Here is a 24,803-nt window from a genome sequence, read left to right as displayed (position 1 = left end):
GAAAAACCCGGAACAATAATTATCATCTATTCACTATTACTTCCGTATATCTCACGTAATACTGATGCACAAGTTAACCGCATCACATTTCGGGAGTAATTATGGCTCGGCTCGCTGCATTTGATATGGACGGCACGCTGTTAATGCCGGATCACCGTTTAGGGGAGAAAACCCTGAACACACTTAAGCGCCTGCGCGAGCGTGAAGTCACCCTGACGTTTGCCACTGGTCGTCATGTTCTCGAGATGCGCCATCTGCTGGGAACATTTGCCCTCGATGCGTTCCTGATCACCGGCAACGGGACGCGCATTCACTCCGTCGACGGCGATGTGCTGCACCGTCAGGATCTGAACCCGGAAGTGGCGGACATTGTCCTGCACAGCACCTGGGATACGCAGGCCAGCGTGCATGTTTTTAACGATGAAGGCTGGTTTACCGGGCGTGAGATCCCGGCCTTGCTGCACGCTCACGTTTACAGCGGCTTTAAATATCAGCTTATCGATTTGCGCCGCATTCCGGCACACAAGGTGACCAAGATCTGCTTCTGTGGCGATCACGACGATCTCTGCCGTCTGCGTATTCAGCTTAACGAGGCGCTGGGCGACCGGGCGCACCTGACTTTCTCGGCGGTGGACTGCCTGGAAGTGCTGCCGGTGGGCTGTAACAAAGGATCTGCGCTGGCGGTGCTAAGCGATCATCTGGGGCTGACGATGCAGGACTGTATGGCCTTTGGTGACGCCATGAACGACCACGAGATGCTGAGCAGCGTGGGCCGTGGGCTGATTATGGGGAACGCGATGCCGCAACTTATCGCCGCGCTCCCGCATTTACCGGTTATCGGACACTGTCGTAACGAAGCGGTGTCCCATTTTTTGACGCATTGGCTGGACAAAAATAACCTCCCATATTCCCCCGAATAGTGAGACCCTTCCAGCAAGCCAGGCTAAAGCCTGGCTTTTTTTTATTTCACCAGCTGCGAAATCTGCGCTTTCCACGGTTCGACATCGCCAATATTGGCCTGTACCCATTCTGCGTTGTAATAGGTGTCCAGGTAGCGCTCCCCGCTGTCGCACAGCAGCGTGACGACAGAGCCGGTACGGCCTTCTTCGCGCATCCTCGCGGCCAGCTGTAGCGCGCCCCACATATTGGTGCCGGTAGAGGCCCCGACTTTACGGCCAAGCTGTGTCTCCAGCCAGTGCGCCGTCGCGACGCTGGCGGCGTCCGGCACGCGGAGCATCTCATCTACAACGTCCGGAATGAACGAGGGTTCGACGCGCGGGCGACCAATCCCTTCGATCTTGCTCCCCACGGGGCTACGCAGGTTGGCATCGCGGGATTGCCAGTAATCGAGGAACACCGAGTTTTGCGGGTCAACCACCATCAGCTGCGTATCATAACCCTGACAGCGGATATAACGTCCGATGGTGGCGGAGGTTCCGCCCGTGCCCGCGCTCATGACAATGTAAGAGGGGACAGGATGCGGCTCGTGGGTCATCTGGCGGTAAATGCTGTCCGCAATGTTATTATTGCCGCGCCAGTCGGTGGCGCGCTCGGCGAAGGTAAACTGGTCCATATAGTGACCATTTAGTTCGCGAGCCAGCATTTCGGAGGCCGCATAGATTTCGCAGGCGCTTTCCACAAAGTGGCAGCGTCCGCCGTAAAATTCGATCTGTTCGACTTTACGTTTCGCCGTGCAGGAAGGCATCACGGCGATAAACGGCAGACCCAACAGGCGGGCAAAGTAGGCTTCGGAGACGGCAGTTGATCCGGACGACGATTCAATAATCGTGGTGCCTTCTTTAATCCAGCCGTTACATAAACCGTATAAAAAGAGTGAACGCGCCAGGCGATGCTTCAGGCTGCCGGTAGGATGGGTGCTTTCATCCTTCAGGTAAAGCTGAATGCCGGGAAATCCAGGCAGAGGCAGGCGGATCAAGTGGGTGTCTGCCGAGCGCTGATAGTCGGCATTTATTTCGCTGATGGCATGTTTAACCCAGGTGCTATTCATCGTAGTTATCCGTTTGTCATTTTGTGCCCAGCATAGCGAAAAGCACAGAAAAAATTGTTGCTATCTGACCTTTAAAATAGAATGTAAGGAGAATAATTTTCTCTTCGAGGTGGCTATGTTAGATAAAATTGACCGTAAGCTGCTTTCTTTACTGCAAAGCGACTGCACCCTCTCTTTGCAGGCGCTGGCAGATGCCGTTAATCTGACCACCACACCGTGCTGGAAGCGCCTCAAGAAGCTGGAAGATGATGGCATTCTGCTGGGACGTGTGGCGTTGCTGGATCCCGAAAAACTGGGGCTTGGACTGACCGCCTTCGTCCTGATAAAAACGCAGCATCACAGTAGCGAATGGTACTGCCGCTTCGTCACGCAGGTTTCCGACATGCCTGAGGTGCTCGGCTTCTGGCGCATGGCGGGGGAATACGACTATCTGATGCGCGTTCAGGTGGCAGACATGAAGCGCTACGATGATTTTTACAAGCGGCTGGTCAATAGCGTACCGGGCTTGTCCGATGTCACCTCCAGTTTCGCCATGGAACAGATTAAATACACCACAGCGTTACCCATTGAATAACTTCTTAAAATACCTTCAGGAAAAGACCGCGTGCGATTATTTGCCCAATTAAGCTGGTACTTTCGTCGGGAGTGGCAACGCTACCTCGGCGCGGTGGCCCTGCTTATTATCATTGCCATTCTGCAACTGATCCCGCCCAAAGTGGTGGGCTACGTCGTGGATGGCGTTACGGAACAACATTACACCGCCGCACGGGTGATGATGTGGGTCGGTACGCTGGTGCTGACGGCCGTGGTGGTTTACCTGCTGCGTTATGTCTGGCGCGTGCTGCTGTTCGGCGCGTCCTATCAGCTTGCCGTTGAGCTGCGCGAGGACTTTTACCGCCAGCTGAGCCGCCAGCACCCTGAGTTTTATCTGCGTCACCGTACCGGGGATCTCATCGCCCGCGCCACTAACGATGTAGACCGCGTGGTGTTTGCCGCCGGTGAAGGGGTGTTAACGCTGGTGGATTCCCTGGTGATGGGCTGTGCGGTATTGATTGTCATGTCTACGCAAATTAGCTGGGAGCTCACGCTGCTGGCGCTGCTGCCGATGCCGCTGATGGCGCTGGCAATTAACCGCTACGGCGAGCAGCTCCATGAACGCTTTAAGCTGGCGCAGGCGGCGTTCTCGTCGCTGAACGATCGCACCCAGGAGAGCATGACCAGCATCCGCATGATCAAAGCGTTTGGTCTGGAAGACCGCCAGTCCGCGCTGTTTGCCGCCGACGCCGCCGATACCGGCGCGAAAAACATGCGCGTGGCGCGTATTGATGCCCGATTCGATCCGACAATTTATATTGCGATTGGCATGGCGAACCTGCTGGCGGTGGGCGGCGGTAGTTGGATGGTGGTGCAAGGCACGATGACTCTCGGGCAGTTAACCAGCTTTGCGATGTACCTTGGGCTGATGATCTGGCCGATGCTGGCGCTGGCCTGGATGTTTAATATCGTTGAACGCGGGAGCGCCGCTTACAGCCGTATCCGCGCCATGCTGGCGGAAGTGCCGGTCGTGAACGATGGCAGCGAGCCGGTACCGGAAGGTCCGGGTATTCTGAAGGCGGATATCCGCGCCTTTCTCTACCCGCAAACGGAACATCCGGTGCTTGAGAACGTCAGTTTCACGCTGCCTCCTGGTCAGATGCTGGGCATCTGTGGCCCGACGGGTTCCGGTAAAAGCACCATTCTGTCACTGATTCAGCGCCATTTTGACGTGAGCGAAGGCGATATCCGTTTCCACGACGTCCCTCTGCCACGCCTGCTGCTGGATGACTGGCGCAGCCGCCTGGCGGTCGTCAGCCAGACGCCGTTTTTGTTTTCAGACACCATTGCCAACAATATCGCGCTCGGGTGTCCGACGGCGACACAGGACCAGATCGAGCACGTGGCGCGCCTGGCCAGCGTCCACGAGGATATTCTGCGCCTGCCGCAGGGCTACGACACGGAAGTGGGGGAGCGGGGCGTTATGCTCTCTGGCGGACAAAAACAGCGTATCTCTATTGCCCGCGCGCTGCTGCTGGACGCTGAGATCCTGATACTGGATGATGCGCTGTCCGCGGTTGACGGGCGTACTGAACATCAAATTTTGCATAACCTTCGCCAGTGGGGGGAGGGGCGCACGGTCATCATCAGCGCGCACCGTCTGTCGGCCCTAACCGAAGCCAGTGAAATTCTGGTGCTTCAGCACGGGCATATTGCTCAGCGTGGTCAGCATGAGCAGCTTGCCGGGCAGACCGGGTGGTATCGGGATATGTACCGCTATCAACAGCTTGAAGCCGCGCTGGATGAGGAGGTCGCCGATGCGTAAGTTTGGACAGATGTGGCCGACGTTAAAACGGCTGCTGGCCTATGGCTCACCGTGGCGCAAACCGCTTTCCATCGCCGTGCTGTTGCTGTGGATCGCCGCGATAGCGGAGGTGACCGGTCCGCTGCTTATCAGCTATTTCATCGATAACATGGTGGCGAAAAGCTATCTGCCGCTGGGGCTGGTGGCGGGACTGGGCGTGGCGTATGTCGGGCTACAGCTGACGGCGGCGGGGCTGCACTATGCGCAGTCGCTGCTGTTTAACCGGGCCGCCGTGGGCGTGGTCCAGCAGCTTCGCACGGATGTGATGGATGCCGCGCTGCGCCAGCCGCTGAGCGAGTTTGATACTCAGCCGGTCGGGCAGGTTATTTCGCGCGTCACCAATGACACCGAGGTGATCCGCGACCTCTATGTAACCGTTGTCGCAACAGTTCTGCGCAGTGCCGCGTTAATTGGCGCGATGCTGGTGGCGATGTTCAGCCTGGACTGGCGTATGGCGCTGGTGGCGATCGCTATTTTCCCGGCGGTGCTGATTGTGATGGTGATTTACCAGCGCTACAGCACGCCGATTGTTCGTCGCGTGCGCGCTTACCTTGCAGATATCAATGATGGCTTCAACGAAGTGATCAACGGTATGAGCGTTATCCAGCAGTTTCGCCAGCAGGCGCGTTTTGGTGAACGAATGGGGGAAGCCAGCCGCTCGCACTATATGGCGCGGATGCAGACGTTACGGCTGGATGGCTTCCTGTTACGCCCGCTGCTAAGCCTCTTCTCTGCGCTGGTGCTGTGCGGGCTGTTGATGCTGTTTGGCCTGACGACGCGCGGAACCATCGAGGTGGGGGTACTGTACGCATTTATCAGCTACCTTGGTCGCCTTAACGAACCGCTGATTGAACTCACCACGCAGCAATCGATGCTGCAACAGGCGGTGGTTGCGGGCGAGCGTGTGTTCGAGCTGATGGACAGGCCGCGTCAGACCTATGGCGATGACGAACGCCCGCTGGAAAGTGGAACTATCGCGTTTGATCATGTCTCGTTTGCCTACCGCGACGACCAGCTTGTCTTGCAGGATATCAACCTCGAGGTACCGTCGCGCGGTTTTGTCGCCCTGGTTGGGCATACCGGCAGCGGCAAAAGCACGCTCGCCAGTTTGCTGATGGGCTACTATCCGTTGACGCAGGGGGAGATCCGTCTGGACGGACGGCCCCTTTCCTCGCTTAGCCACAACGCGTTGCGTAAGGGCGTCGCGATGGTGCAGCAGGATCCGGTGGTACTGGCGGATACCTTTTATGCCAACGTGACGCTGGGACGACCTTTCACCCCTGAGCAGGTATGGGAGGTGCTGGAAACGGTGCAGCTGGCGGATCTGGCGCGCGGGTTAAGCGAGGGGATCAATACCCGGCTGGGCGAGCAGGGCAATAACCTCTCCGTCGGGCAAAAGCAGCTTCTGGCGCTGGCGCGCGTGCTGATTGAGACGCCGCAGGTGTTAATTCTGGATGAAGCGACAGCAAGCATTGACTCCGGTACCGAGCAGGCGATCCAGCAGGCGCTGGCTGCCGTGCGGGATCGCACTACGCTGGTGGTGATCGCCCACCGCCTGTCAACGATCGTCGATGCCGATACCATTCTGGTGCTGCACCGTGGTCAGGCCGTTGAACGGGGGACGCACAGAGCGCTGCTTGAGGCAAAAGGACGCTACTGGCAGATGTATCAGTTGCAGCTGGCAGGCGACGAGCTGGCCGCCAGCGTGCGCGAGGAAGAGTCACTCAGCGCCTGATGCACCATAACAAGGCAATGCGCTAACAGTCTTAACAGTTGGTGCAAAACTGAAACGCACCCTGCACTGCCATGGTGCGTTTTTTTTCACCTCTTCCCGGCGCATCCGCGCCGCGGCGCTTTCCTCCTCACCTTTCACTTCTGGCACACCCTTTGCAATATCCCTCTTGTGTTAGCTGCGGCCATTACCGAATTCTGACTGGAGGGGATATATGAAGCTGGTTACGGTGGTAATCAAACCATTCAAACTCGAAGACGTGCGTGAAGCACTGTCTTCCATGGGTATTCAGGGACTGACTGTCACCGAAGTGAAAGGCTTTGGGCGTCAGAAAGGTCATGCCGAGCTTTATCGCGGGGCGGAATACAGCGTTAACTTCCTGCCAAAAGTGAAGATTGATGTGGCGATTGCCGACGATCAGCTTGATGAGGTGATTGATGTCGTCAGCAAAGCGGCCTACACCGGAAAAATTGGCGACGGCAAAATTTTCGTTGCTGAACTACAGCGCGTCATTCGCATCCGTACCGGCGAATCTGACGAAGCGGCGTTGTAAGTAACTCCTGGCACACAGTGATAGGGATCGAGAAAATGAAGAAAGCAACAATGAAAACAGGTCTGGGTTCGCTGGCACTGCTGCCGGGCCTGGCAATGGCTGCACCTGCTGTGGCAGACAAAGCCGATAACGCCTTTATGATGATTTGCACCGCGCTGGTGCTGTTCATGACGATTCCGGGGATCGCGCTGTTTTACGGCGGCCTGATCCGCGGCAAGAACGTACTCTCCATGCTGACGCAGGTTGCCGTCACGTTCGCGCTGGTGTGCGTGCTGTGGGTGGTTTACGGTTACTCGCTGGCCTTCGGGGAGGGCAACGCCTTCTTCGGCAACGTTAACTGGGCGATGCTGAAAAATATCGAACTGACCGCGGTGATGGGCAGCTTTTATCAGTATATTCATGTCGCGTTCCAGGGCTCATTCGCCTGCATCACCGTGGGGCTGATTGTGGGCGCACTGGCTGAGCGTATCCGCTTCTCTGCGGTACTGATTTTCGTGGTGGTCTGGCTGACGCTCTCCTATATCCCGATTGCGCATATGGTCTGGGGCGGTGGTCTGTTGGCTTCCCATGGCGCGCTGGACTTTGCGGGCGGTACCGTTGTGCACATCAACGCCGCGGTAGCAGGCCTGGTAGGCGCCTACCTGATTGGCAAGCGCGTGGGCTTCGGGAAGGAAGCATTCAAGCCGCACAACCTGCCGATGGTCTTTACCGGCACCGCCATCCTCTATTTTGGCTGGTTCGGCTTCAACGCAGGTTCAGCCAGCGCCGCTAACGAAATCGCCGCGCTGGCCTTCGTGAATACCGTTGTGGCAACCGCCGGCGCTATCCTCTCATGGGTATTTGGCGAGTGGGCCGTTCGCGGCAAGCCATCGCTGCTGGGTGCCTGTTCCGGGGCGATTGCCGGTCTGGTAGGTATTACACCAGCGTGCGGTTACGTGGGCGTAGGCGGTGCGCTGCTGATCGGTATCGTCGCAGGTCTGGCGGGGCTGTGGGGCGTTACCGCACTGAAACGTGTTCTGCGCGTTGACGATCCGTGTGATGTATTTGGCGTGCACGGTGTGTGCGGCATTGTCGGCTGCATCATGACCGGTATCTTTGCTGCCCAATCTCTGGGCGGTGTGGGTTACGCAGAAGGCGTGACCATGGGACATCAGGTGTTGGTGCAGCTGGAAAGTATCGCCATTACCGTTGTCTGGTCGGGCGTTGTGGCCTTTATCGGCTACAAGCTGGCCGATATGACCGTGGGGCTGCGCGTGCCAGAAGAGCAGGAGCGCGAAGGTCTGGACGTCAACAGCCACGGCGAGAATGCGTACAACGCATAATTTGAGTGCTTTTGCCGGGCGGCGGCTTCGCCTTACCCGGCCTGAAAAAACATAATTCCCAGGCCCGGTAAGCGCAGCGCTACCGGGCTTTATACATCACCCGCGATTGCGCATCACACCTTCCTGAACGGTAGAGGCCACCAGCACGCCATCCTGAGTGTAAAACTCCCCGCGTACAAAGCCGCGCGCGCTGGACGCAGAGGTACTTTCCACGCTGTAAAGCAGCCATTCATTCATATCGAACGGACGGTGGAACCACATGGAATGGTCAATCGTGGCGACCTGCATCCCTTTTTCGAGGAAGCCCACGCCGTGCGGCTGTAGCGCAACCGGCAGGAAGTTGAAATCCGACGCATACCCCAGCAGGTACTGATGCACGCGTAAATCTGCCGGTACGCTGCCGTTGGCGCGGATCCACACCTGGCGGGCGGGCTCAGCGGTATGCCCCTTCATTGGGTTATGAAATTCGACCGGGCGGATCTCCAGCGGTTTATCGCACAGAAACTTCTCTTTTACCTGCGGCGGAAGCAGATGCGCGAGTTCGCGGGCAATTTCGGTTTCTGATTTCAGATCGTCCGGCGACGGGGCAGGCGGCATCTTTTTTTGATGCTCATAGCCCGGCTCTGGCGCCTGGAACGAGGCGGTCATGTAGAAGATGGGTTTCCCATGCTGGATGGCCGCCACGCGACGGGCGCTGAAGCTTTGACCGTCACGCAGAACTTCCACGTCGTACACAATTGGTTTAGCACTGTCACCGGGGCGTAAAAAGTAGCTGTGAAACGAGTGCACCAGACGGTCTGCCGGGACGGTCTCCCTGGCGGCATACAGCGCTTGCCCCACGACCTGGCCGCCAAAAACCTGGCGTAAGCCTAAATCTTCGCTCTGTCCGCGAAATAGCCCTTCTTCTATTTTTTCCAGGTTCAGCAATGTCAGCAGATTGTTCAGTGCCTGACTCATAGTGTTCCTCAATAAACGCCGTGGCGAAAGATACGCAGAGTATAACGCAGAAATGAAAGTGGTCCGATGGGTAGAATAATCTTAATATCCGGACGAAATTAGGCATAAATCCGTGATTTGTGCCACACTTGTATTCGTTGTGTGAATAAAACGACATCAGATGGGATCGATCCCGCTGGTGCATTGATGATAAGGAGACTTCAATGAAACTCGTGCCTATGCTCAGTGGTGTAGCAATTGCGGTAGCGTTGTCCGCCTGTGCTGGTAAGAGTGCCGATGTACCGGTGCCAACAGCAAGCGCAAACGGGATTAACACCCTTTCACAGCAAGCTATTCAGCAGCCAAATGTTTCCGGTACGATCTGGATCAAACAGAAGGTTGCGCTGCCGCCGGATGCGGTTTTAACGGTCACGCTGTCTGATGCTTCCCTGGCGGATGCGCCGTCCAAAGTGCTTGCGCAGCGCGCGGTTCGTACAGAGGGTAAACAGGCGCCGTTCAGCTTTGTGCTGCCGTACAACCCGTCTGACGTGCAACCCAATGCGCGTATCCTCCTGAGCGCGGCGGTAACGATCAACGATAAACTGGTCTTTATCACCGATACCGTGCAGGAAGCGGTCAACAAAGGTGGCACCAAAATCGACCTGACCCTGGTACCGGTGCAGCAAACTGAAGTACCTGTTGCAACGCAGACCAATCAGCCGACTCTGCCTACACCGCCAACACAGATGTAATTCTCTCTCGCCCTCTCCATGTTGACGGGAGAGGGCGTCAGTACTCCCAGCGATACTTCTGCATATCAATCTGTCCTGCCCCGGACACCTGCACCCCTTCTGAAAGTAAAGCCTGACGCTGGCGCTGCAAGTCTGGCCCGGTGAGGGAAATGGCGCCATGGCGATTGACGACCCGGTGCCACGGTAACGTGCTTCCTTCCGGTAGTCTCCTTAGCACGCCGCCTACCTGACGCGCCGCACGCGGAGAACCCGCCAGCCGGGCGACTTCCCCATAGGTCGTGACACAGCCTTCCGGAATCGAAGCCACGATTTGCCACACTCGCTGTGGGAAAGTGTCATGTTCGTCCATTGTTTCTCCTGCGGGAAATCAGCGAAGGGTAATGTTATACGAAGATAAAGAAGATTGTCTGGGCAGTTTGCGCAATAATCCAGCATCCGGTTGCCAGCGGCTTGCAATTGAGGTGCTCCGCAGGGATAATGCGCCAGCGCGTTGGTTATCAACGCTCTCAATGGGGGCTCTGTTGGTTCTCCCGCAACGCTACTCTGTTCACCAGGTCAGGTCCGGAAGGAAGCAGCCAGGGCAGACGACGTGGGTGCCGGGATGTAGCTGGCAGGGCCCCCACCCATTTGTGCTCCTCTCAAGTCGTTCCCCTGAATAAACCTTCTAAATTATGTGTCTATTGTATTTTCTGTAATACAGCCTTCATTTAACTGAAATAATAATGTCATAAACCTGTAATAATAGACTGTCATTTTATTTTCGGATGCCTTTATTCTGTCATAAGCTAAAAAATATATATCTGGATAACAAACTTATCTTCGTGTATTAAATTAAACACGTGTTCCGAAAGGATGTGACAATCATGGGTACTGCGGTTTTAAACGTTAAAATTGATGAAGCGCTAAAAGAAAGACTTCGCCACTATGCGGAAGACAATAATGAGAATTTAAGCGTGACCACAGAGAAACTGCTGCTGCTGGCATTTGAAGCAGTAGAAGAGGCGGGAGTATCGGAAGAGGATGTTGATAATCAGCATACGGAAGAAGAGAGCGTAACTCCATTTACTCCTAAAGAAATCAAAGCACTACGTAAACTTCTGAAGAAGAGAAAATGAAACAACAACTATCGACTGCCAGTGACTACAACGAGGCCTGCAATCTGTTACGTTCCGGCTACGTGAAACATGTTCGTCTTGGCTGGAATGTAGGAAGTGATGAGTTCTTTCGTATTGCGTCTGACTGGTGTGATACCGGTGCAAAAATAAAGAAAGAAGGGGATAATTTCATTATTTCGCTGAAAGGCTTCCCGATCCCTCCTCAACATTAAGCTGTTCTTCATGAAAACTGCTGACTGCATGCGTTACAGTCAGCAGTTTTTATTGTTTCTGGCGAATAATTTACACCAGGCTCCGTTTTACTGGCGCTACACTTTTATTTAACGCACGCCACAGCGGTTTGATCCGCAATAATGCCTCTTCAAGTTCAGGCGGACTGAGTGAGAAGGGCATCCGCAGGTAGCGGTCAAACGCGCCTGAGAGCCCAAAGCGCGTGCCGGTGCCCATAATGATGCCTGTCGTTTCGGCGCGTGCCGCCAGCTGTGTCGCCAGCATGCCGGGTAATTCAATCCAGTATGAAAGCCCTCCCTCCGCTTCCTGAAACCGCCATTCGGGGAAATGTTCCCGCAGCATCTGGCCGCAGCGGTCGCGCCGTTCTGCCAGCATTTCCCGCCGGGCAGGCAGGAAGGTTTCACTGTTTTCGATAAGCCACAGCGTGGCCAGCTGTTCCAGCACCGGAGAGCCCAGATCCAGCGTGTCGCGCGTCTGCGCGAGGGTGGCGATAGTGCGGGACGAGGCGCGGATCCAGCCGAGACGCAGCCCACCCCAGAAGCTTTTGCCTGCGGAACCCAGCGTAATCACCGTAGCCTCCGGGTTAAAGGCGGCGAGCGGCGGCGGCGGGGGAGCATCGAACCAGAGATCAACCATGGTTTCATCCACCACCAGCGTGGTGCGGGTTTGCGCGGCGATGTCGGTTATGGTCTGGCGTGTCGCGGCATCCATGCAACGCCCGGTCGGATTATGAAAATCCGGCATCAGATAGGCCAGACGCGGGGCGGTCTGGGCAAGCGTTGCGGCAAAACCGTCGGTATCCCAGCCCGTTTCAGGCAGCGAGACGCCCACGGGCCGGCATAGTGCCCCCTGAATAGCGGCTATCGCCAGCGGGTAAGTGGGATGATCCACCACCACGCGATCCCCGGGACCGGTCATCATTCTTAAGATCAGGGCGAAGCCGCTGACGGCGCCGTTCACCACCATCACTTCGTCTGCCCGGGTGGGCAGACCGCGTGCGGTGTAGCGGGCGGCGATAGCTTCACGCAACGCCGGAAGCCCAAGCTGATCGTACCCGGTCAGCGCCAGATTCGGCGTGATGGCCGTCAGCGCGCGGGCGTAGGCCTGGTGGATCTCTGGTCCCGCGTTGAGCGCGGCGGTTGAGAGATCCAGCGCCGCGCTGGCTGTTGAAAGCGTGGGCACGGCACGGCTGTCTGGCAGGATCGCCCGCGAACCGCTACCGTGACGGCTCTCCAGATAACCCTCCTCCCGCAGATGCGCCAGCGCGCTGCTGATGGTGGTGCGGCTTACGCTCAGTGCGGCGGCCAGCTCCCGCTCTCCGGGCAGGCGCGTGTTTAGCGCCAGCCTGCCATCCAGAATTAACAGGCGTAACGCGTCAGCCAGCTGGTGCCACAGCGGGGTACGGGAAGAGGCTTGCTGCCAGTGCCCTAACAGGCGAACCAGAGACTGGCTACCAAAACGACGTGATGACATATGCAGTCCACTATTTGAAAACTGGACATTAATCATAGTGCCATTTTCACCGAAGATGGAACCTGGTTCTTCGGAGAAGAGAAAATGGTACGTCGTCTGGTACAACTTTATGTCGGTTTAGGCCTGTACGGGCTTTCAACCGCGATGTTTATACGTTCGGATCTGGGTGTCGACCCGTGGGATGTCTTTCACCTTGGCGTCGCCATCCAGACCGGGATGAGCATCGGCACGGTGATTATTTTAACCGGGGCCGCGGTGCTGCTGCTGTGGATCCCGCTGCGTCAGCTGCCGGGGCTGGGCACTATCAGTAATGTGATTTGTATTGGTCTGGCGGCAGATGCGTCAATGGCGCTAATCCCTGAGCTCACCTCGCTGCCCGTGCGCATCACCCTGCTGGTTTCCGGCATTGTGGTTAACGCCCTTGTCACCGGGATGTATATCGGCGCGGGTTTTGGCGCAGGCCCGCGCGACGGTCTGATGACCGGCATACACGCCCGGCTGGGCTGGTCGATCCGCAGCGTGCGTACCGCGATCGAGGTGACCGTGTTGATCGTCGGCTACCTCCTTGGGGGAGCGTTTGGCGTTGGAACCGTACTGTATGCATTAACCATCGGCCCGCTGATCCAGCTCTGTTTGCCGTGGTTTCGCCAGAGACCGCGCATTCAGAAAGCCGCACAGCCGGAGCGGATTGTTTAATTTTGCGAAGCGCTCACAGGCTATGATGGCGTAACTGTGTCAGAATAGAGACTTCTCTTTTTACGACGCCAGAATGTATGAAAGCGATCACTCTTTATGACGTTGCCCGCGTGGCGGGCGTTTCTTATCAGACCGTTTCTCGGGTGATTAACGACGCGGAACACGTTTCTGCCCGTACGCGGGAAAAGGTCCGGCAGGCCATGGCGGCGCTACACTATGTGCCCAACCGTGGCGCGCAGCAGCTGGCCGGGAAACGTACCCGCACGCTGGGGCTGATGACCAGCGATCTGGCGCTGCATGCGCCGTCGCAAATCGCCTCAGCTGTAAAATCCAGGGCAGTGGAGCAGGGGGCTGGCGTACTCATCTCCATGGTGGAGCATCCCGCGCAGTGTCAGGCTGCTTTGCAGGAGTTACTGGCGCAGCGCGTGGAGGCGCTGCTGGTGAACGTTCCGCTGGAAGATACCCAGGCAGAAATGCTTCAGGAAATGGCCTCGCCGACCCCGGTTCTTTTTCTCGATGTTTCCCCGACAGCTCGGGTTAACAGCCTCGTTTTCAATGCCGAACAGGGCGCTGTCCTGGGGGCAGAGCATCTGCTTTCGCTGGGGCACCAGCGAATTGCGCTGCTCGCCGGGCCGGAAAGTTCAGTCTCTGCCCGGGCTCGTCTGGCGGGATGGAAAACCACGCTGGCTCAGGCCGGTGTAGAGGCGTTTGCGGTGGCGCAGGGCGACTGGAGCGCGGCCTCGGGCTATGAGAAAGGGCATCAGCTCTTGGCGGGCGCGCAGCTGCCGGAGGCGATCCTCGTCGCTAACGATCAGATGGCGCTTGGCGTTTTACGCGCCTGTGCGGAAAAAGGCGTTGCGGTACCGGGGCAGATCTCGGTTGTCGGGTTTGATGATACGGCTGACAGCGCGTGGTTTTCACCTCCGCTCACCACCGTTCGGCAGGCGTTCCGCGAGGCCGGTGAGCGCAGCGTGGAGTGGCTGATGGCACCTGCCCATCACCACGAACGCTGGCAGGAACAACTTCCCGTTACGTTGATCGTGCGTCATTCCACCGCGCCGCGCGCCGCACGGCAGGCCGATCGTGAAGATCTGGCGCAACAGCTCAGAACGCTGGCGCTGCTGGCGGAGAAACTGGCGCGCAGTTAGCACTTTTGTGATCCTGCTCGCCTGGTGACGATCAAAGTCTTTACCGCCACCGTTTACCAGGGCATGTTGGCTAAAATTGTGAGCGCTTCGCAAAGAGGTTGATATGTCTTCTACATTGCCGCTGACCCTCAGCGCACTGCTGGCGCGTCGTGACTGGGAAAACCCGGGCGTGACGCAGTGGAATCGTCTGGTCGTACACGCGCCTTTTCATAGCTGGCGCGATGAAACCTTCGCCCGCGAGGATAAGCCTTCGCTGAGCAAGCGTCTGCTTAATGGCGTCTGGCGATTCAGCTTTTTCCCGGCGCCAGAGCAGGTTCCCGAGTCATGGTTAACGGACGATCTGGCTGACGCCGTTGAGATGCCCGTGCCGTCGAACTGGCAGATGGAGGGATTTGATACTCCCATCTATACCAACGTCACCTATCCGATAAATGTGAACCCGCCGTATGTTCCGGCTGAAAACCCAACCGGTTGTTACTCGCTCACATTTGAGATGGATGACACCTGGCTGTGCAGCGGGCAAACCCGCATTATTTTTGACGGGGTGAATTCAGCTTTTCATCTGTGGTGTAACGGCCAGTGGGTGGGCTATTCGCAGGACAGCCGTCTGCCTGCGGAGTTCGATCTCAGCGCGGTGCTGCGACCGGGGCAGAACCGTCTGGCGGTGATGGTGTTACGCTGGTGCGACGGAAGCTACCTGGAAGATCAGGACATGTGGCGGATGAGCGGCATTTTCCGCGACGTCTCGCTGCTGCACAAGCCGGAAACGCGAATTGCCGATTATCAGATCGTGACCGATCTGAATGCCGAATGCGATCGGGCGATACTCCGGGTTGACGTTGCGCTGGAAGGCACACGTTACGCCGAATGCGAGGTGGCGTTTACCCTGTGGCGTAGCGGCGAAGCCTGCGCGCAAACCACGCAGCAGCCCGGATCGGCCATCGTGGACGAACGCGGCAGTTGGGCTGAACGGCTTACGGTGGCGATACCCGTGAACGCTCCCGCGCTGTGGAGCGCTGAAACACCGGAATGCTATCGGCTGACAATGTCGCTTCGGGATGCGCAGGGTAATGTGCTGGAAACTGAAGCCTGCGATGTCGGTTTCAGACGCGTCGAAATCAGCAACGGCCTGCTGAAGCTTAACGGCAAACCGCTGCTGATCCGCGGCGTGAACCGTCACGAACATCATCCTGAGAAGGGGCAGGTGATGGATGAGGCGACCATGCGCCGCGACATCGAACTGATGAAGCAGCATAACTTCAACGCCGTGCGCTGCTCGCATTACCCGAACCATCCTCTGTGGTACACGCTTTGCGATCGCTACGGCCTGTATGTGGTCGATGAGGCGAATATTGAAACCCACGGCATGGTGCCGATGAGCCGCCTGGCGGACGATCCGCGCTGGCTGCCTGCCATGAGCGAACGCGTAACGCGTATGGTGCAGCGGGACCGGAATCATCCGTCCATCATCATCTGGTCCCTGGGGAATGAGTCCGGGCATGGGGCGAACCACGATGCGCTGTACCGCTGGCTGAAAACCACCGATCCCACGCGGCCGGTGCAGTACGAAGGCGGCGGCGCCAGTACAGCCGCTACCGATATTGTCTGCCCGATGTATGCCCGCGTCGATCAGGATCAGCCGTTCCCGGCGGTGCCAAAGTGGTCGATTAAAAAGTGGATCGGCATGCCGGACGAAACCCGTCCGCTGATCCTCTGCGAGTATGCCCACGCGATGGGCAACAGCTTTGGCGGCTTTGCCAGCTACTGGCAGGCATTCCGCAGCCATCCCCGGTTGCAGGGCGGCTTTGTCTGGGACTGGGTCGATCAGGCGCTGACGAAAAAAGCGGAAGACGGCACGGCATTCTGGGCCTACGGCGGCGATTTTGGCGATAAGCCCAACGACCGTCAGTTCTGCCTCAACGGGCTGGTGTTTCCCGATCGCACTCCGCATCCCGCCCTTTACGAGGCGCAGCGTGCCCAGCAGTTCTTTACCTTTACGCTGGTGAGCACCGTTCCGCTGGTCGTCGAGATCCAGAGCGATTATCTGTTCCGTCATACTGACAACGAGCATCTGCGATGGTCGGTGGTGCGTGACGGTGCGGTGTTGGCTTCCGGCGAAATACCCCTTTCTGTTGCGCCCCAGGGGACGCAGCGCGTTGAGATCCCGCTGCCTGAGCTTGACACTGAACCGGGCGAGGTCTGGCTCAACGTGGAGATCGTTCAGCCGCAGGCCACGCCGTGGTCGCCGCCCGGCCACCGTTGTGCCTGGGATCAGTGGCCGCTCCCGGCTCCGCTGTACCTTGCGCCACCGAAAGCAGGCGGAACCCCTCCGCAGCTAACGGTGCAGGACGAAGCGCTGGACATTACTCATCAGCAGCAGCGCTGGCAGTTTAGCCGTCTCACCGGAAACCTGACCCAGTGGTGGAACGAGGGCGCTGAAACGCTCCGTTCCCCGCTAACGGATAACTTCACCCGCGCGCCGCTGGACAATGACATTGGCGTCAGCGAGGCGACCCGCATCGATCCGAACGCGTGGGTGGAACGCTGGAAAGCGGCGGGGATGTATGAGATGTCCTCGCGCCTCCTCCAGTGTGAAGCGGAGCAGCATGCCCGTGAGGTGGTGGTGACCACGCAGCACGTCTGGGAACATCAGGGAAAAGCGCTTTTTATCAGCTGCAAGGTCTGGCGGATTGATGACCACGGGGTACTGCACGGTGATGTGCAGGTGACGGTGGCATCTGACATTCCTGAGCCCGCTCGCGTGGGCCTGAGCGTTATGCTGGCGGATATCCCGGAAACGGTGCGCTGGCTGGGGCTCGGGCCACTGGAGAACTATCCGGACAGAAAACTGGCGGCGCAGCAGGGGCGCTGGGCGTTACCGCTGGAAGAGATGCAGACGCCGTATATCTTCCCGACGGAGAACGGTTTGCGCTGCGACACTCGAGAGCTGATGTTTGGCTCCCATCAGTTGCAGGGACAGTTCCATTTCTCCCTGAGCCGTTATAGCCAGCGGCAGCTGCATGAGACAACGCATCAGCACTTGCTGCGGGAAGAGGCTGGCTGCTGGTTGAATCTTGATGCGTTTCACATGGGCGTAGGGGGAGACGACTCATGGAGTCCGAGCGTAGCCCCGGCCTTCATTCTGCAAAATCGCCGGCTGCGCTACACGTTTAGCTGGCAGCAGAACGGCTAAGCAGAAGCGTGCGGCCACTGCCGTGGCCGCAATGCTTATCTCAGGATCCCGCTTACGCCGTGAATGCTCATATAAACTCCGACTACCGCGATCAGTGCCGCTGAGATCCACGGCGCCCTGCGCGAAAAGGCGCTAAAGCCGGGCCAGCGCTTCGCCGCATGTTTCATGCTTAATGCGGCAATTGCGCCAGAGGCGACGAGAGTAAGCGCCAGCCCGATACTGAAACTGAACACCAGCGTGGCGCCGAGCGCGAAATGTTTCAGTTGCAGGCAGATCAGCAGCACCGTAATGGAGGCCGGACAGGGGATAAGCCCACCGGTCAGGCCGAATAGCGCGATTTGCCCGGTGGTGACCTCTTTACCGTTGAAGCGTCGGTTAATGTCCTGAGCGTGTGCGCGCTGGTGGGCATCCTGCCACTCCTCTTCAACCAGAGGAGACGTGTGGTCGTGATGATGCGCGTGGTCGTGATGATCATGATGGTGATGATGATCATCATGGTGGTGATGCGGTTGGCTCTCATGCCAGGTTCGCCACGCCATCCACAGGGCGATCAACACGATCAGAACCCCGGAAATCAACTGAAACCAGGGCTCAGATGTATCTGCGTCCCATCCCCGACCAAACCATAATCCTGCCATCGCAATGATCCAGACGACCGCCGTATGAGACAGCGTTGCGGACAACCCAAGCAACACTGCCTGTTTCAGCGTACCGCGGATCGCCACGATGAAAGCCGCCATCATTGTTTTTGAATGGCCTGGCTCGAGGCCGTGGAGCGCGCCAAGCAGGATGGCGCTGGGGACGAACAGCCAGGCGTTGCCCTGCTGAAGAAGAGAAGAAAAATCGTTCATGGAACATTCCGGGGTGGAAAACATGCCGCGAATACTACTCCCCCCCAGTAGTATAATACTACCCCCCGGTAGAAAAATACCCAGGGGGAGTAGAGCGTGATATGCTTTTTACGCCACCAAAGAGGAGCTAAGCGATGTCACACACGGTTCGTGATAAAAAGAAGTTATTGACCCGTTTGAAAAAAATTCAGGGGCAGAGCGCTGCGCTGGAAAAAATGCTCAACAGCGATCATGAATGCGCCGAGGTGTTACAGCAGCTGGCGGCGATCAGGGGCGCGGTAAACGGCATGATGATGCAAGTGATTGAGGGACATTTAACCGATCACGTGGTGAAAGAGCCAGAGGAAGCGCAGCGCGAAGCCGATCTCGGGGTCGTAATGCAGGTGATCAAATCGTACCTTAAGTAATGTGCTTCTCCAGGTTGTGCCCGGCCCAGAGAATGAAATCCTCTTTAGGCAGCGCCTTGCTGAAATACCAGCCCTGGCCGTACTGCACGCCGTGGCGATGCAACCATTCAATCTGCCCTTCAGTTTCAATGCCTTCGGCGACCATCGCCAGTTTAAGCGATTTGGCCATTTCGATGATGTGGGGAGTCACGTTCTTGTACTCCAGCGCATCCACAAAGGATTTATCAATCTTCAGGGTATCGACATCCAGATCCTGCAAATAGCTCAGGCTGGAGTAACCCGTACCAAAATCATCAATGTAGATAGCGTGTCCGGCGCGGCGAAACGCAGCGATGGCAGGCACGCTGACGGCGGGATCGGCAAAGCCGCGCTCGGTCAATTCAAGGGCGATCTGGCGCGGGTGGACGCCCCATTTGTTGAGCAACTGGCTCAACTGGCGAGGCAGCTCGGGGGACGTTAAATCCGATGGTGCAAGGTTGACAGAAATGTGCAGTTCCGGGTGATGGTGCAGCTAGGCGCCAAGATCCTCAAACACCTCATTCACCACCAGCTGCGTGAGCTTTGAAATAAGCCCCGTCTGCTCAGCCAGCGGAACAAAGAGATTAGGCGACAGGTTACTGCCATCCGGCTGCGGCCAGCGCATCAGCGCTTCAGCACCCACCAGTTTTCCACTACACAGCGCCACGATGGGCTGGTAGTGAACCTCGATCTCCCGGTTGTTGATCGCGTCGATCAGGCGGTGACGCGGGGACAGCAAACGGCGGAGGATGCGCAGGACAATAAGGGCAGCAACCAGGCTTAACAAGATGCCAGCCGGTAGCCAGATGATCAGCTGCTGGTGCCAGGATTCCGCCAGCGGTTTTAACGACGCCCACGCGATCACCGTAAACCCCAGTTCGGGTACAGGCTTCAATACGTACATCGAGCCGTTGTATTGCACGCGCGTAACGTCCTGCTGCTCCTTAACGACAGAAAGAATATACGGGTCGACAATATTGCTTCTGGCAAATATCCGATGGGTTTCGCTGCCCACCAGGGCGGCATCCATCGAAATATCACCGAAAGGAACAACATCCACAAGCGAGGCCGGATCAACCATCACCAGATAATGTCCTTTCCCCAGAACGGCCATATAACGATCAATGCCGAGGTCGTTTTGCGAGGTGAGCCACGCGCTAAACCCGTCTGCGGTGATCCGCATCGGGGGCGGCAAGATCGCCGTATTACTGGATTGTTCCAGGGATGAGCAGAGCGGTTTCAGGCTATCGATATACATCACTTCCTGGATATAGCGCCAGGAGAACGCGACCCGGCGCATTTCGCGTAAATGCGGGGGAGTGCAGGGCGGGGCGTGGAATGTCTGTAGGTGCGTGAGCGCCTGTTTTGCCTGCGCAACGACTCTGTCGGTACGGATCAGGACGCGCGAGGCATAGTTGTCCAGCGCTTCCACAAATTTCTCCTCAGCCTGACGATGCGCCAGCCAGATACTGAGGCACACAGGGACCAGCACAGAGAAAATCAGTACGCCTGTCACCAGGCTGACCAGATGTCGGGTTCGCATGCTGCTTTATCCTTCCCATATGCCCGCCTCGGGCCTGGAGTTTGCGCGCCAGAGGAAAAAGTTTTTTATCGCTAAATGATATAGTTATAGCATGCAACAGTCTCAGGCAGGTACCTGAATAAACCTTTCAAAAACAGGCTGAGCGTCACAGGGGTTGTTTTTGCAGCAAAGCTCAGATAGTATTTTGTTATGTTATAACAATACATGAAGGCCAGAGATGAAACCGAATATCCATCCAACCTATCGCACCGTTGTGTTTCACGACACCACGGCGAATGAATACTTTAAAGTCGGCTCAACGATTAAGACAGACCGTGAAATTGAGCTTGAGGGGAAAACGTATCCCTACGTTACCCTTGATGTCTCCTCTAAATCACATCCGTTTTATACCGGGAAGCAGAAGACCTTCTCGACGGATGGCAGCGCGGCACGCTTCCGCAAGCGTTTTGGCGGCTTTCTTGATGCGAAGCGAGGCTAATCATGCAGGTGCTGAACTCATTGCGCAGTGCAAAACAGCGTCACCCGGATTGCCAGATAGTCAAACGCAAGGGACGCTTATACGTGATTTGCAAATCTAACCCGCGCTTTAAGGCGGTGCAGGGGCGTAAAAAAAGACGCTAGACGCGCGTTTTTCGCCAGCTTTCCAGGGATCTTTTCTGTTTGCCATCGGCGGTAAAATTGTCGGTGGCAAGCCAGCTTTCAAACGCGCTCGCCAGCGCTGGCCACTCTTTGTCGAGAATTGAAAACCAGTCGGTGTCCCGGTTTCGGCCTTTTATGACCAGCGCCTGGCGAAAACGCCCTTCAAACTGAAAGCCCAGACGCAGGGCCGCTTTGCGGGAGGGTTCGTTCAGGCTGTTGCACTTCCACTCATAACGCCGGTAGCCCAGGGTATCGAACACGTACCGCATCAGCAGATACTGCGCTTCTGTCGACATGGGCGTGCGGCTTAACAGTGACGAGAAGTGAACATGTCCCACTTCCACAACGCCGTTTTTAGGATCGATCCGCATCAGGGACAGCGTCCCGACAGGAGACTGGGTCTGGTTATCGATAACGGTAAAGTGGATGGGATCGGCTAATTCGCTCACGCTCGCCACCCATTCGGCAAACTCCTCTGCGGTGGCATCGGGTTCACGCAGCAGCCACGTCCAGCTTCGGGTATCTCCGGCCAGGGAATACGCAGAGAACAACGCGTGGGCATGCTCCACGCGCAGCGGCTCAAGCCGACAAGAGTGACCCTGAAGGACCACCCGGGACGGGTGCGGCCGAGGCTGCCAGTCGATAAGGCTTTCCCCTACAGGTTGTCCAAACTCATTGAATGTATTCATCTTTATTCCCATGACGTTAAGAAGATCTCCAGATTAATGAATTGCTGGTTCCTTAAAAAGAACCACCAGGCTATGTTTTTCTGGTACCACGAGGAGGAAAGATGAATATACCGGGTGATGAGCTATACACCTTGCTCCATGCTGCGCTGAAAAAACGTGGGGAAGAGACGCTCCAGCGTGCGCTCTATCTTGCTTTGCGGGAGGCCATACTGTGCGGAAGGCTGCGGTCCGGCAGCCATTTGCCCGGCTCACGAACGCTGGCGCAGCAGATCTCGGTGTCCCGAAATACCGTCAACGCGGCGCTGGACCAGCTCACGCTCGAAGGTTATTTGCTGCGTAGCCGCCAGGGTACGCGGGTGGGGCAATTCGCTCCTCGGACGCTTGCCGGGACATTACCGGACCCGGACGTCAGGCTGACAAAACGTGTCGCCCTGCTGCCCGCGCCCGTGCCGCGCGACACTCCGGTGATGGCGTTTACGCCGGGAACGCCTGCCATCAACTATTTCCCCTTGCCGCTGTGGCGGCGGTTGTACGATCGCGTCCTGCGCGAGGAGGGAAGCGCCCTGTTAGGGTATGGCGACCCGGCCGGCGAGCCGACGCTGCGGGCCGCCATTGCCCGCCATCTTGCGCTCTCCCGCGGCATTGACTGTGACGCCAGCCAGATAGTGATAACCGAAGGGGCGCTGGAGGGCGTCAATCTGTGCACGATGCTGTTAAGCGAGCCGGGGGATGTCGCCTGGGTGGAAAATCCCGGCTATAGCGGCGCCAAAAGCGCTTTTGTCAAAACCGGCCTGGCGATGACCGGCATACCGGTGGATGACGAGGGGATGTGCTGGGAAGGGCTGTCTGCGCCTTCACCCACGCTGATTTTTACTTCGCCATCGCATCAGTTCCCTTACGGAAGCGTGCTCAGCGCGCGGCGGCGTCTGGCGCTGCTGGAACTGGCCCGGCAGCACAGCGCGTGGATCATTGAGGACGATTACGACAGCGAATTTCGTTATACCGGTGAGCCCGTCCCGGCGATGCTGGGCATGCTCAACAATGCGCCCGTTGTGTATCTGGGGACGTTCAGCAAAACGCTGTTTCCGTCGCTCCGGATGGGGTTCATGGTGTTACCGCCAGCGCTGGCGAAGGCGGCGCGTCCGGCCATCGGCTCGCTGCTGCGCGGCGGGCATCGCGCTGAACAGCGCACCCTGGCGCTGTTTATTGAGGAAGGCCACTATGCACGACATCTTGCCGCCATGCGCCGCCTTTACCGTAAGCGTTACCGCCAGCTGAGGGAGGTGCTGAGCGCAGAGCTTCATACGCCGCACCGTGTTCTTGCCGGGGAAGGGGGAATGCACCTGGCGCTGGCGATTGACGGTATCGACGACCAGCGGCTGGTGGAGCAGGTAAGAGCGTTTCAGCTGGCGCCCGCTGCGCTGAGCGGGTATTACCTTGAGACGAAGCAGGGACAAACCGGTCTGGTTTTAGGTTACGGCAATACCTCTGCTTCGCAGTTTGCGCCGGGTATCCGACGTCTTCAGGCGCTCATTACGCAGCAGTGGAGCGGGAAAGGGTAAAGACATCATAAAAAGAGAGCTGGCCCTTGGTGGTGACCATTTTCTGCAACTTCTCTTTTTGCCCGGCTTCGACGGCTGGCGAGTGCAGGATGCTGTCGATCAGCTCCTTCGGTACGTAACGCGTGTTGTACCACTCCCCGTTGTAGCACACGCGGAAATCGAGTACGTCGATATCTTCATACCGGTAACGCGGATTGACGTCGAAAAAGAAAAACGCGTTAAACACCACGAACAGCACAACCAGTAGCCAGACGGAATCGACCAGCGTTTCAGACTTCAACATGACGATAAGCGTTGCCAGCCAGGCAGCGTACATGGCGACGAACAACCCGGGGTGTTTGCGAATAAAGCTGATGCTAAAGCGCGGGCGATTGTCGCGCTTTTCGCGGGTATTGAGATCGTCGATGGTGGCGGTAAGCAGGCGCTGTATCTCTGTCATTTTTTGCCTTTATGATTGTTGAAAATACAGGTGATCTGCCTATTTTATGAGAGGGGTTTAGGCGATGAAAGTAACAGTTATGCCAGGAAAAAGCATAACAGTTACTCAGGATGCGCTTACAGCATTTTAATGATTTTCGCCGGATTGCCGCCCACGACAGCATTGGCCGGTACGTCTTTGGTCACTACCGCGCCGGAAGCGATAACCGCATTATCACCAATGGTGACGCCCGGGTTAATGACTGCACGTCCGCCGATCCAGACATTATCACCAATGGTGACCGGTTTACCGTACTCCAGCCCGCTGTTACGTTCGGTCGCATCCAGAGGATGCGTGGCCGTATAAATGTGCACTCCCGGCGCCAGCATACAGTTATCGCCAATGCGGACAGGGCAGACGTCCAGCATGACGCAGTCAAAGTTGGCGTAAAAATTTTTGCCCAGATAGATGTTATACCCGTAGTCGCAGCGGAAGCTCGGCTCTATATAGGCGCCTTCGCTTTGACCCAGCAGGTCAGCTAATAAGGCGCGACGTTCGGCCTTCTCATCGGGGGCGGTATGGTTATAGCGGTGAACAAGATGACGCGCGCGTAAACGGTCAGCCCTCAGCGTGTCATCGCCAGGGCGGTAATATTCACCTGCAATCATCTTCTGTTTTTCTTCACTCATGGGAACCTCTCTGGAATCGTTTTACGTAGCGTAAAGAGGATTAACCAGAAAGGGAACGTTCCCTAAAAGTGGCTGTGACGGGAGTCACAACATTCTTGCGCAAGAATACGTTTTATACGGGAACCTGGCGTTTGCACTTGAAGCGTAATTCGAAAGGTAAATTCAGCTTAACAACGGGCGTAGTGCCTTTACAGTCTCTCTTCAACGATTAACGAACAAATTTCCAAACCGAAGAGGGGATCTTGTCATACAGTTTATTCATGGTCAGTTCAGCCAGACGATGGTCGGCAGCTGAATAAAATACCGCCAGTTCATTATCAGACAGCTCGTATTTATTTTTCTCAATTACACGTTCGAGGGTGTCAATTGACTGGCAGCGTCGCAGGCGCATCAAATAATCGACTTTTGTTAATGGTTTATCAGACATAAA

The 24,803-nt window shown here is 56.9% G+C and carries 25 protein-coding genes, 1 other RNA gene and 1 pseudogene; 17 read left to right on the top strand and 10 right to left on the bottom strand.

Annotated elements, in window-relative coordinates; genetic code table 11:
• The first annotated feature begins 101 nt into the window (after positions 1–101).
• A complete protein-coding gene (cof, locus tag RHN82_RS04490) occupies positions 102–920 on the top strand; it encodes an HMP-PP phosphatase (protein ID WP_045142054.1) in 819 nt (272 codons plus the stop codon).
• Positions 921–961: 41 nt separating this feature from the next.
• Here cof and RHN82_RS04485 read toward each other — a convergent pair whose 3' ends face one another.
• The gene (locus tag RHN82_RS04485) at positions 962–2,008 is read right to left on the bottom strand and encodes a PLP-dependent cysteine synthase family protein (protein WP_047051129.1); all 1,047 of its coding nucleotides are present in this window, start codon (positions 2,006–2,008) and stop codon (positions 962–964) included.
• Positions 2,009–2,123: 115 nt separating this feature from the next.
• Between RHN82_RS04485 and RHN82_RS04480 the strand changes: the two genes are divergently transcribed.
• From RHN82_RS04480 to amtB, 5 genes are all read left to right on the top strand, one after another.
• Complete coding sequence (locus RHN82_RS04480) at positions 2,124–2,582, top strand: Lrp/AsnC family transcriptional regulator (RefSeq protein WP_015571267.1); 459 nt, start codon at positions 2,124–2,126, stop codon at positions 2,580–2,582.
• Positions 2,583–2,612: 30 nt separating this feature from the next.
• A complete protein-coding gene (locus tag RHN82_RS04475; protein ID WP_047051128.1) occupies positions 2,613–4,367 on the top strand; it encodes a SmdA family multidrug ABC transporter permease/ATP-binding protein in 1,755 nt (584 codons plus the stop codon).
• On the top strand, positions 4,360–6,141 hold the full coding sequence (locus RHN82_RS04470; protein ID WP_047051127.1) for a SmdB family multidrug efflux ABC transporter permease/ATP-binding protein: 1,782 nt from the start codon (positions 4,360–4,362) through the stop codon (positions 6,139–6,141). Before RHN82_RS04475 ends, RHN82_RS04470 begins: the two co-directional genes overlap by 8 nt.
• 211 nt (positions 6,142–6,352) lie before the next feature.
• The gene (gene glnK, locus RHN82_RS04465; protein ID WP_006809867.1) at positions 6,353–6,691 is read left to right on the top strand and encodes a P-II family nitrogen regulator; all 339 of its coding nucleotides are present in this window, start codon (positions 6,353–6,355) and stop codon (positions 6,689–6,691) included.
• A 35-nt stretch (positions 6,692–6,726) separates the two neighbouring features.
• On the top strand, positions 6,727–8,013 hold the full coding sequence (gene amtB / locus RHN82_RS04460) for an ammonium transporter AmtB (protein WP_022650485.1): 1,287 nt from the start codon (positions 6,727–6,729) through the stop codon (positions 8,011–8,013).
• Positions 8,014–8,109: 96 nt separating this feature from the next.
• Here the strand turns inward: amtB and tesB are convergent, their stop codons facing one another.
• Complete coding sequence (gene tesB, locus RHN82_RS04455) at positions 8,110–8,970, bottom strand: acyl-CoA thioesterase II (RefSeq protein ID WP_047051126.1); 861 nt, start codon at positions 8,968–8,970, stop codon at positions 8,110–8,112.
• A gap of 203 nt (positions 8,971–9,173) precedes the next feature.
• On the opposite strand from tesB, the gene RHN82_RS04450 reads away from it, so the two are divergent.
• A complete protein-coding gene (locus tag RHN82_RS04450; RefSeq protein WP_006809864.1) occupies positions 9,174–9,701 on the top strand; it encodes a YbaY family lipoprotein in 528 nt (175 codons plus the stop codon).
• A 37-nt stretch (positions 9,702–9,738) separates the two neighbouring features.
• On the opposite strand, the gene RHN82_RS04445 is transcribed toward RHN82_RS04450, so the two are convergent.
• Positions 9,739–10,050 (bottom strand): MGMT family protein, encoded by a 312-nt coding sequence (locus RHN82_RS04445; RefSeq protein ID WP_003859016.1) that lies wholly within the window; start codon positions 10,048–10,050, stop codon positions 9,739–9,741.
• Positions 10,051–10,220: 170 nt separating this feature from the next.
• Between RHN82_RS04445 and ffs the strand changes: the two genes are divergently transcribed.
• The 3 genes from ffs (at position 10,221) to RHN82_RS04430 (ending at position 11,028) form a co-directional block, all read left to right on the top strand.
• An RNA gene (ffs, locus tag RHN82_RS04440) (signal recognition particle sRNA small type) lies at positions 10,221–10,317 on the top strand.
• Between the two features lie 247 nt (positions 10,318–10,564).
• Positions 10,565–10,816: a hypothetical protein gene (locus tag RHN82_RS04435; RefSeq protein ID WP_047051125.1), complete on the top strand. Its 252-nt coding sequence runs from the start codon at positions 10,565–10,567 to the stop codon at positions 10,814–10,816.
• Positions 10,813–11,028, top strand: a complete 216-nt coding sequence (locus tag RHN82_RS04430) for a hypothetical protein (protein ID WP_015571263.1) — start codon at positions 10,813–10,815, stop codon at positions 11,026–11,028. The genes RHN82_RS04435 and RHN82_RS04430 overlap by 4 nt, the downstream gene beginning before the upstream one ends.
• A 70-nt stretch (positions 11,029–11,098) precedes the next feature.
• On the opposite strand, the gene RHN82_RS04425 is transcribed toward RHN82_RS04430, so the two are convergent.
• Positions 11,099–12,520 carry a PLP-dependent aminotransferase family protein gene (locus tag RHN82_RS04425; RefSeq protein ID WP_047051124.1) on the bottom strand — a complete coding sequence of 474 codons (1,422 nt, stop codon included), beginning with the start codon at positions 12,518–12,520 and terminating at the stop codon, positions 11,099–11,101.
• Positions 12,521–12,604: 84 nt separating this feature from the next.
• Here RHN82_RS04425 and RHN82_RS04420 point away from each other — a divergent pair, with 84 nt between their 5' ends.
• The 3 genes from RHN82_RS04420 to RHN82_RS04410 all read left to right on the top strand — a co-directional run bounded on the left by RHN82_RS04420 (position 12,605) and on the right by RHN82_RS04410 (position 17,557).
• Positions 12,605–13,216, top strand: a complete 612-nt coding sequence (locus RHN82_RS04420; RefSeq protein ID WP_047051123.1) for a YitT family protein — start codon at positions 12,605–12,607, stop codon at positions 13,214–13,216.
• 77 nt (positions 13,217–13,293) lie between these two features.
• Positions 13,294–14,364, top strand: a complete 1,071-nt coding sequence (locus tag RHN82_RS04415; RefSeq protein WP_048981754.1) for a LacI family DNA-binding transcriptional regulator — start codon at positions 13,294–13,296, stop codon at positions 14,362–14,364.
• 103 nt (positions 14,365–14,467) lie between these two features.
• Positions 14,468–17,557, top strand: coding sequence for a beta-galactosidase (locus RHN82_RS04410; RefSeq protein ID WP_047051121.1), 3,090 nt, complete (start codon positions 14,468–14,470; stop codon positions 17,555–17,557).
• Positions 17,558–17,592: 35 nt separating this feature from the next.
• Here RHN82_RS04410 and RHN82_RS04405 read toward each other — a convergent pair whose 3' ends face one another.
• Complete coding sequence (locus tag RHN82_RS04405) at positions 17,593–18,408, bottom strand: nickel/cobalt efflux protein RcnA (RefSeq protein WP_047051120.1); 816 nt, start codon at positions 18,406–18,408, stop codon at positions 17,593–17,595.
• A gap of 134 nt (positions 18,409–18,542) precedes the next feature.
• Here RHN82_RS04405 and RHN82_RS04400 point away from each other — a divergent pair, with 134 nt between their 5' ends.
• Complete coding sequence (locus RHN82_RS04400; RefSeq protein WP_015571258.1) at positions 18,543–18,815, top strand: metal-sensing transcriptional repressor; 273 nt, start codon at positions 18,543–18,545, stop codon at positions 18,813–18,815.
• On the opposite strand, the pseudogene RHN82_RS04395 reads toward RHN82_RS04400, so the two are convergent.
• Positions 18,808–20,376, bottom strand: a pseudogene (locus RHN82_RS04395) (EAL domain-containing protein). The gene RHN82_RS04400 and the pseudogene RHN82_RS04395 overlap by 8 nt on opposite strands.
• 217 nt (positions 20,377–20,593) lie before the next feature.
• Between RHN82_RS04395 and RHN82_RS04390 the strand changes: the two are divergent.
• Positions 20,594–20,854 (top strand): type B 50S ribosomal protein L31, encoded by a 261-nt coding sequence (locus tag RHN82_RS04390; protein WP_015571255.1) that lies wholly within the window; start codon positions 20,594–20,596, stop codon positions 20,852–20,854.
• A 2-nt stretch (positions 20,855–20,856) separates the two neighbouring features.
• A complete protein-coding gene (gene ykgO, locus RHN82_RS04385) occupies positions 20,857–20,997 on the top strand; it encodes a type B 50S ribosomal protein L36 (RefSeq protein ID WP_003859006.1) in 141 nt (46 codons plus the stop codon).
• Here ykgO and RHN82_RS04380 read toward each other — a convergent pair.
• Positions 20,994–21,704, bottom strand: a complete 711-nt coding sequence (locus RHN82_RS04380; protein WP_047051118.1) for a GNAT family N-acetyltransferase — start codon at positions 21,702–21,704, stop codon at positions 20,994–20,996. The genes ykgO and RHN82_RS04380 overlap by 4 nt on opposite strands.
• Positions 21,705–21,805: 101 nt before the next feature.
• On the opposite strand from RHN82_RS04380, the gene RHN82_RS04375 reads away from it, so the two are divergent.
• The gene (locus RHN82_RS04375; protein ID WP_047051117.1) at positions 21,806–23,266 is read left to right on the top strand and encodes a PLP-dependent aminotransferase family protein; all 1,461 of its coding nucleotides are present in this window, start codon (positions 21,806–21,808) and stop codon (positions 23,264–23,266) included.
• On the opposite strand, the gene RHN82_RS04370 is transcribed toward RHN82_RS04375, so the two are convergent.
• From RHN82_RS04370 to RHN82_RS04360, 3 genes are all read right to left on the bottom strand, one after another.
• Positions 23,238–23,705: a YlaC family protein gene (locus tag RHN82_RS04370; protein WP_017383209.1), complete on the bottom strand. Its 468-nt coding sequence runs from the start codon at positions 23,703–23,705 to the stop codon at positions 23,238–23,240. The genes RHN82_RS04375 and RHN82_RS04370 overlap by 29 nt on opposite strands.
• 116 nt (positions 23,706–23,821) lie before the next feature.
• Entirely contained in the window at positions 23,822–24,373 is a 552-nt protein-coding gene (gene maa / locus RHN82_RS04365; protein ID WP_017694396.1) for a maltose O-acetyltransferase, read from the bottom strand.
• Positions 24,374–24,581: 208 nt separating this feature from the next.
• Complete coding sequence (locus tag RHN82_RS04360; RefSeq protein WP_015571250.1) at positions 24,582–24,800, bottom strand: HHA domain-containing protein; 219 nt, start codon at positions 24,798–24,800, stop codon at positions 24,582–24,584.
• Between the last annotated feature and the right edge of the window lie 3 nt (positions 24,801–24,803).

It is taken from the genome of Enterobacter cloacae complex sp. EB5, from assembly GCF_031432835.1.
Taxonomy (GTDB): Bacteria; Pseudomonadota; Gammaproteobacteria; order Enterobacterales; family Enterobacteriaceae; genus Enterobacter; species Enterobacter hormaechei_C.
This window is presented reverse-complemented; position numbering and strand designations above follow the sequence as displayed.

What these genes read in the sequence shown, in the direction of transcription:
- RHN82_RS04405 (WP_047051120.1), bottom strand. Translation starts at nt 18,408, where the DNA reads ATGAACGATTTTTCTTCTCTTCTTCAGCAGGGCAACGCCTGGCTGTTC.
- RHN82_RS04370 (WP_017383209.1), bottom strand. Translation starts at nt 23,705, where the DNA reads ATGACAGAGATACAGCGCCTGCTTACCGCCACCATCGACGATCTCAAT.
- tesB (WP_047051126.1), bottom strand. Translation starts at nt 8,970, where the DNA reads ATGAGTCAGGCACTGAACAATCTGCTGACATTGCTGAACCTGGAAAAA.
- RHN82_RS04425 (WP_047051124.1), bottom strand. Translation starts at nt 12,520, where the DNA reads ATGTCATCACGTCGTTTTGGTAGCCAGTCTCTGGTTCGCCTGTTAGGG.
- RHN82_RS04435 (WP_047051125.1), top strand. Translation starts at nt 10,565, where the DNA reads ATGGGTACTGCGGTTTTAAACGTTAAAATTGATGAAGCGCTAAAAGAA.
- glnK (WP_006809867.1), top strand. Translation starts at nt 6,353, where the DNA reads ATGAAGCTGGTTACGGTGGTAATCAAACCATTCAAACTCGAAGACGTG.
- RHN82_RS04420 (WP_047051123.1), top strand. Translation starts at nt 12,605, where the DNA reads ATGGTACGTCGTCTGGTACAACTTTATGTCGGTTTAGGCCTGTACGGG.
- RHN82_RS04430 (WP_015571263.1), top strand. Translation starts at nt 10,813, where the DNA reads ATGAAACAACAACTATCGACTGCCAGTGACTACAACGAGGCCTGCAAT.
- RHN82_RS04480 (WP_015571267.1), top strand. Translation starts at nt 2,124, where the DNA reads ATGTTAGATAAAATTGACCGTAAGCTGCTTTCTTTACTGCAAAGCGAC.
- RHN82_RS04360 (WP_015571250.1), bottom strand. Translation starts at nt 24,800, where the DNA reads ATGTCTGATAAACCATTAACAAAAGTCGATTATTTGATGCGCCTGCGA.
- RHN82_RS04445 (WP_003859016.1), bottom strand. Translation starts at nt 10,050, where the DNA reads ATGGACGAACATGACACTTTCCCACAGCGAGTGTGGCAAATCGTGGCT.
- RHN82_RS04380 (WP_047051118.1), bottom strand. Translation starts at nt 21,704, where the DNA reads ATGAATACATTCAATGAGTTTGGACAACCTGTAGGGGAAAGCCTTATC.
- RHN82_RS04470 (WP_047051127.1), top strand. Translation starts at nt 4,360, where the DNA reads ATGCGTAAGTTTGGACAGATGTGGCCGACGTTAAAACGGCTGCTGGCC.
- RHN82_RS04410 (WP_047051121.1), top strand. Translation starts at nt 14,468, where the DNA reads ATGTCTTCTACATTGCCGCTGACCCTCAGCGCACTGCTGGCGCGTCGT.
- amtB (WP_022650485.1), top strand. Translation starts at nt 6,727, where the DNA reads ATGAAGAAAGCAACAATGAAAACAGGTCTGGGTTCGCTGGCACTGCTG.
- RHN82_RS04390 (WP_015571255.1), top strand. Translation starts at nt 20,594, where the DNA reads ATGAAACCGAATATCCATCCAACCTATCGCACCGTTGTGTTTCACGAC.
- RHN82_RS04415 (WP_048981754.1), top strand. Translation starts at nt 13,294, where the DNA reads ATGAAAGCGATCACTCTTTATGACGTTGCCCGCGTGGCGGGCGTTTCT.
- RHN82_RS04450 (WP_006809864.1), top strand. Translation starts at nt 9,174, where the DNA reads ATGAAACTCGTGCCTATGCTCAGTGGTGTAGCAATTGCGGTAGCGTTG.
- RHN82_RS04485 (WP_047051129.1), bottom strand. Translation starts at nt 2,008, where the DNA reads ATGAATAGCACCTGGGTTAAACATGCCATCAGCGAAATAAATGCCGAC.
- maa (WP_017694396.1), bottom strand. Translation starts at nt 24,373, where the DNA reads ATGAGTGAAGAAAAACAGAAGATGATTGCAGGTGAATATTACCGCCCT.
- ykgO (WP_003859006.1), top strand. Translation starts at nt 20,857, where the DNA reads ATGCAGGTGCTGAACTCATTGCGCAGTGCAAAACAGCGTCACCCGGAT.
- RHN82_RS04375 (WP_047051117.1), top strand. Translation starts at nt 21,806, where the DNA reads ATGAATATACCGGGTGATGAGCTATACACCTTGCTCCATGCTGCGCTG.
- cof (WP_045142054.1), top strand. Translation starts at nt 102, where the DNA reads ATGGCTCGGCTCGCTGCATTTGATATGGACGGCACGCTGTTAATGCCG.
- RHN82_RS04400 (WP_015571258.1), top strand. Translation starts at nt 18,543, where the DNA reads ATGTCACACACGGTTCGTGATAAAAAGAAGTTATTGACCCGTTTGAAA.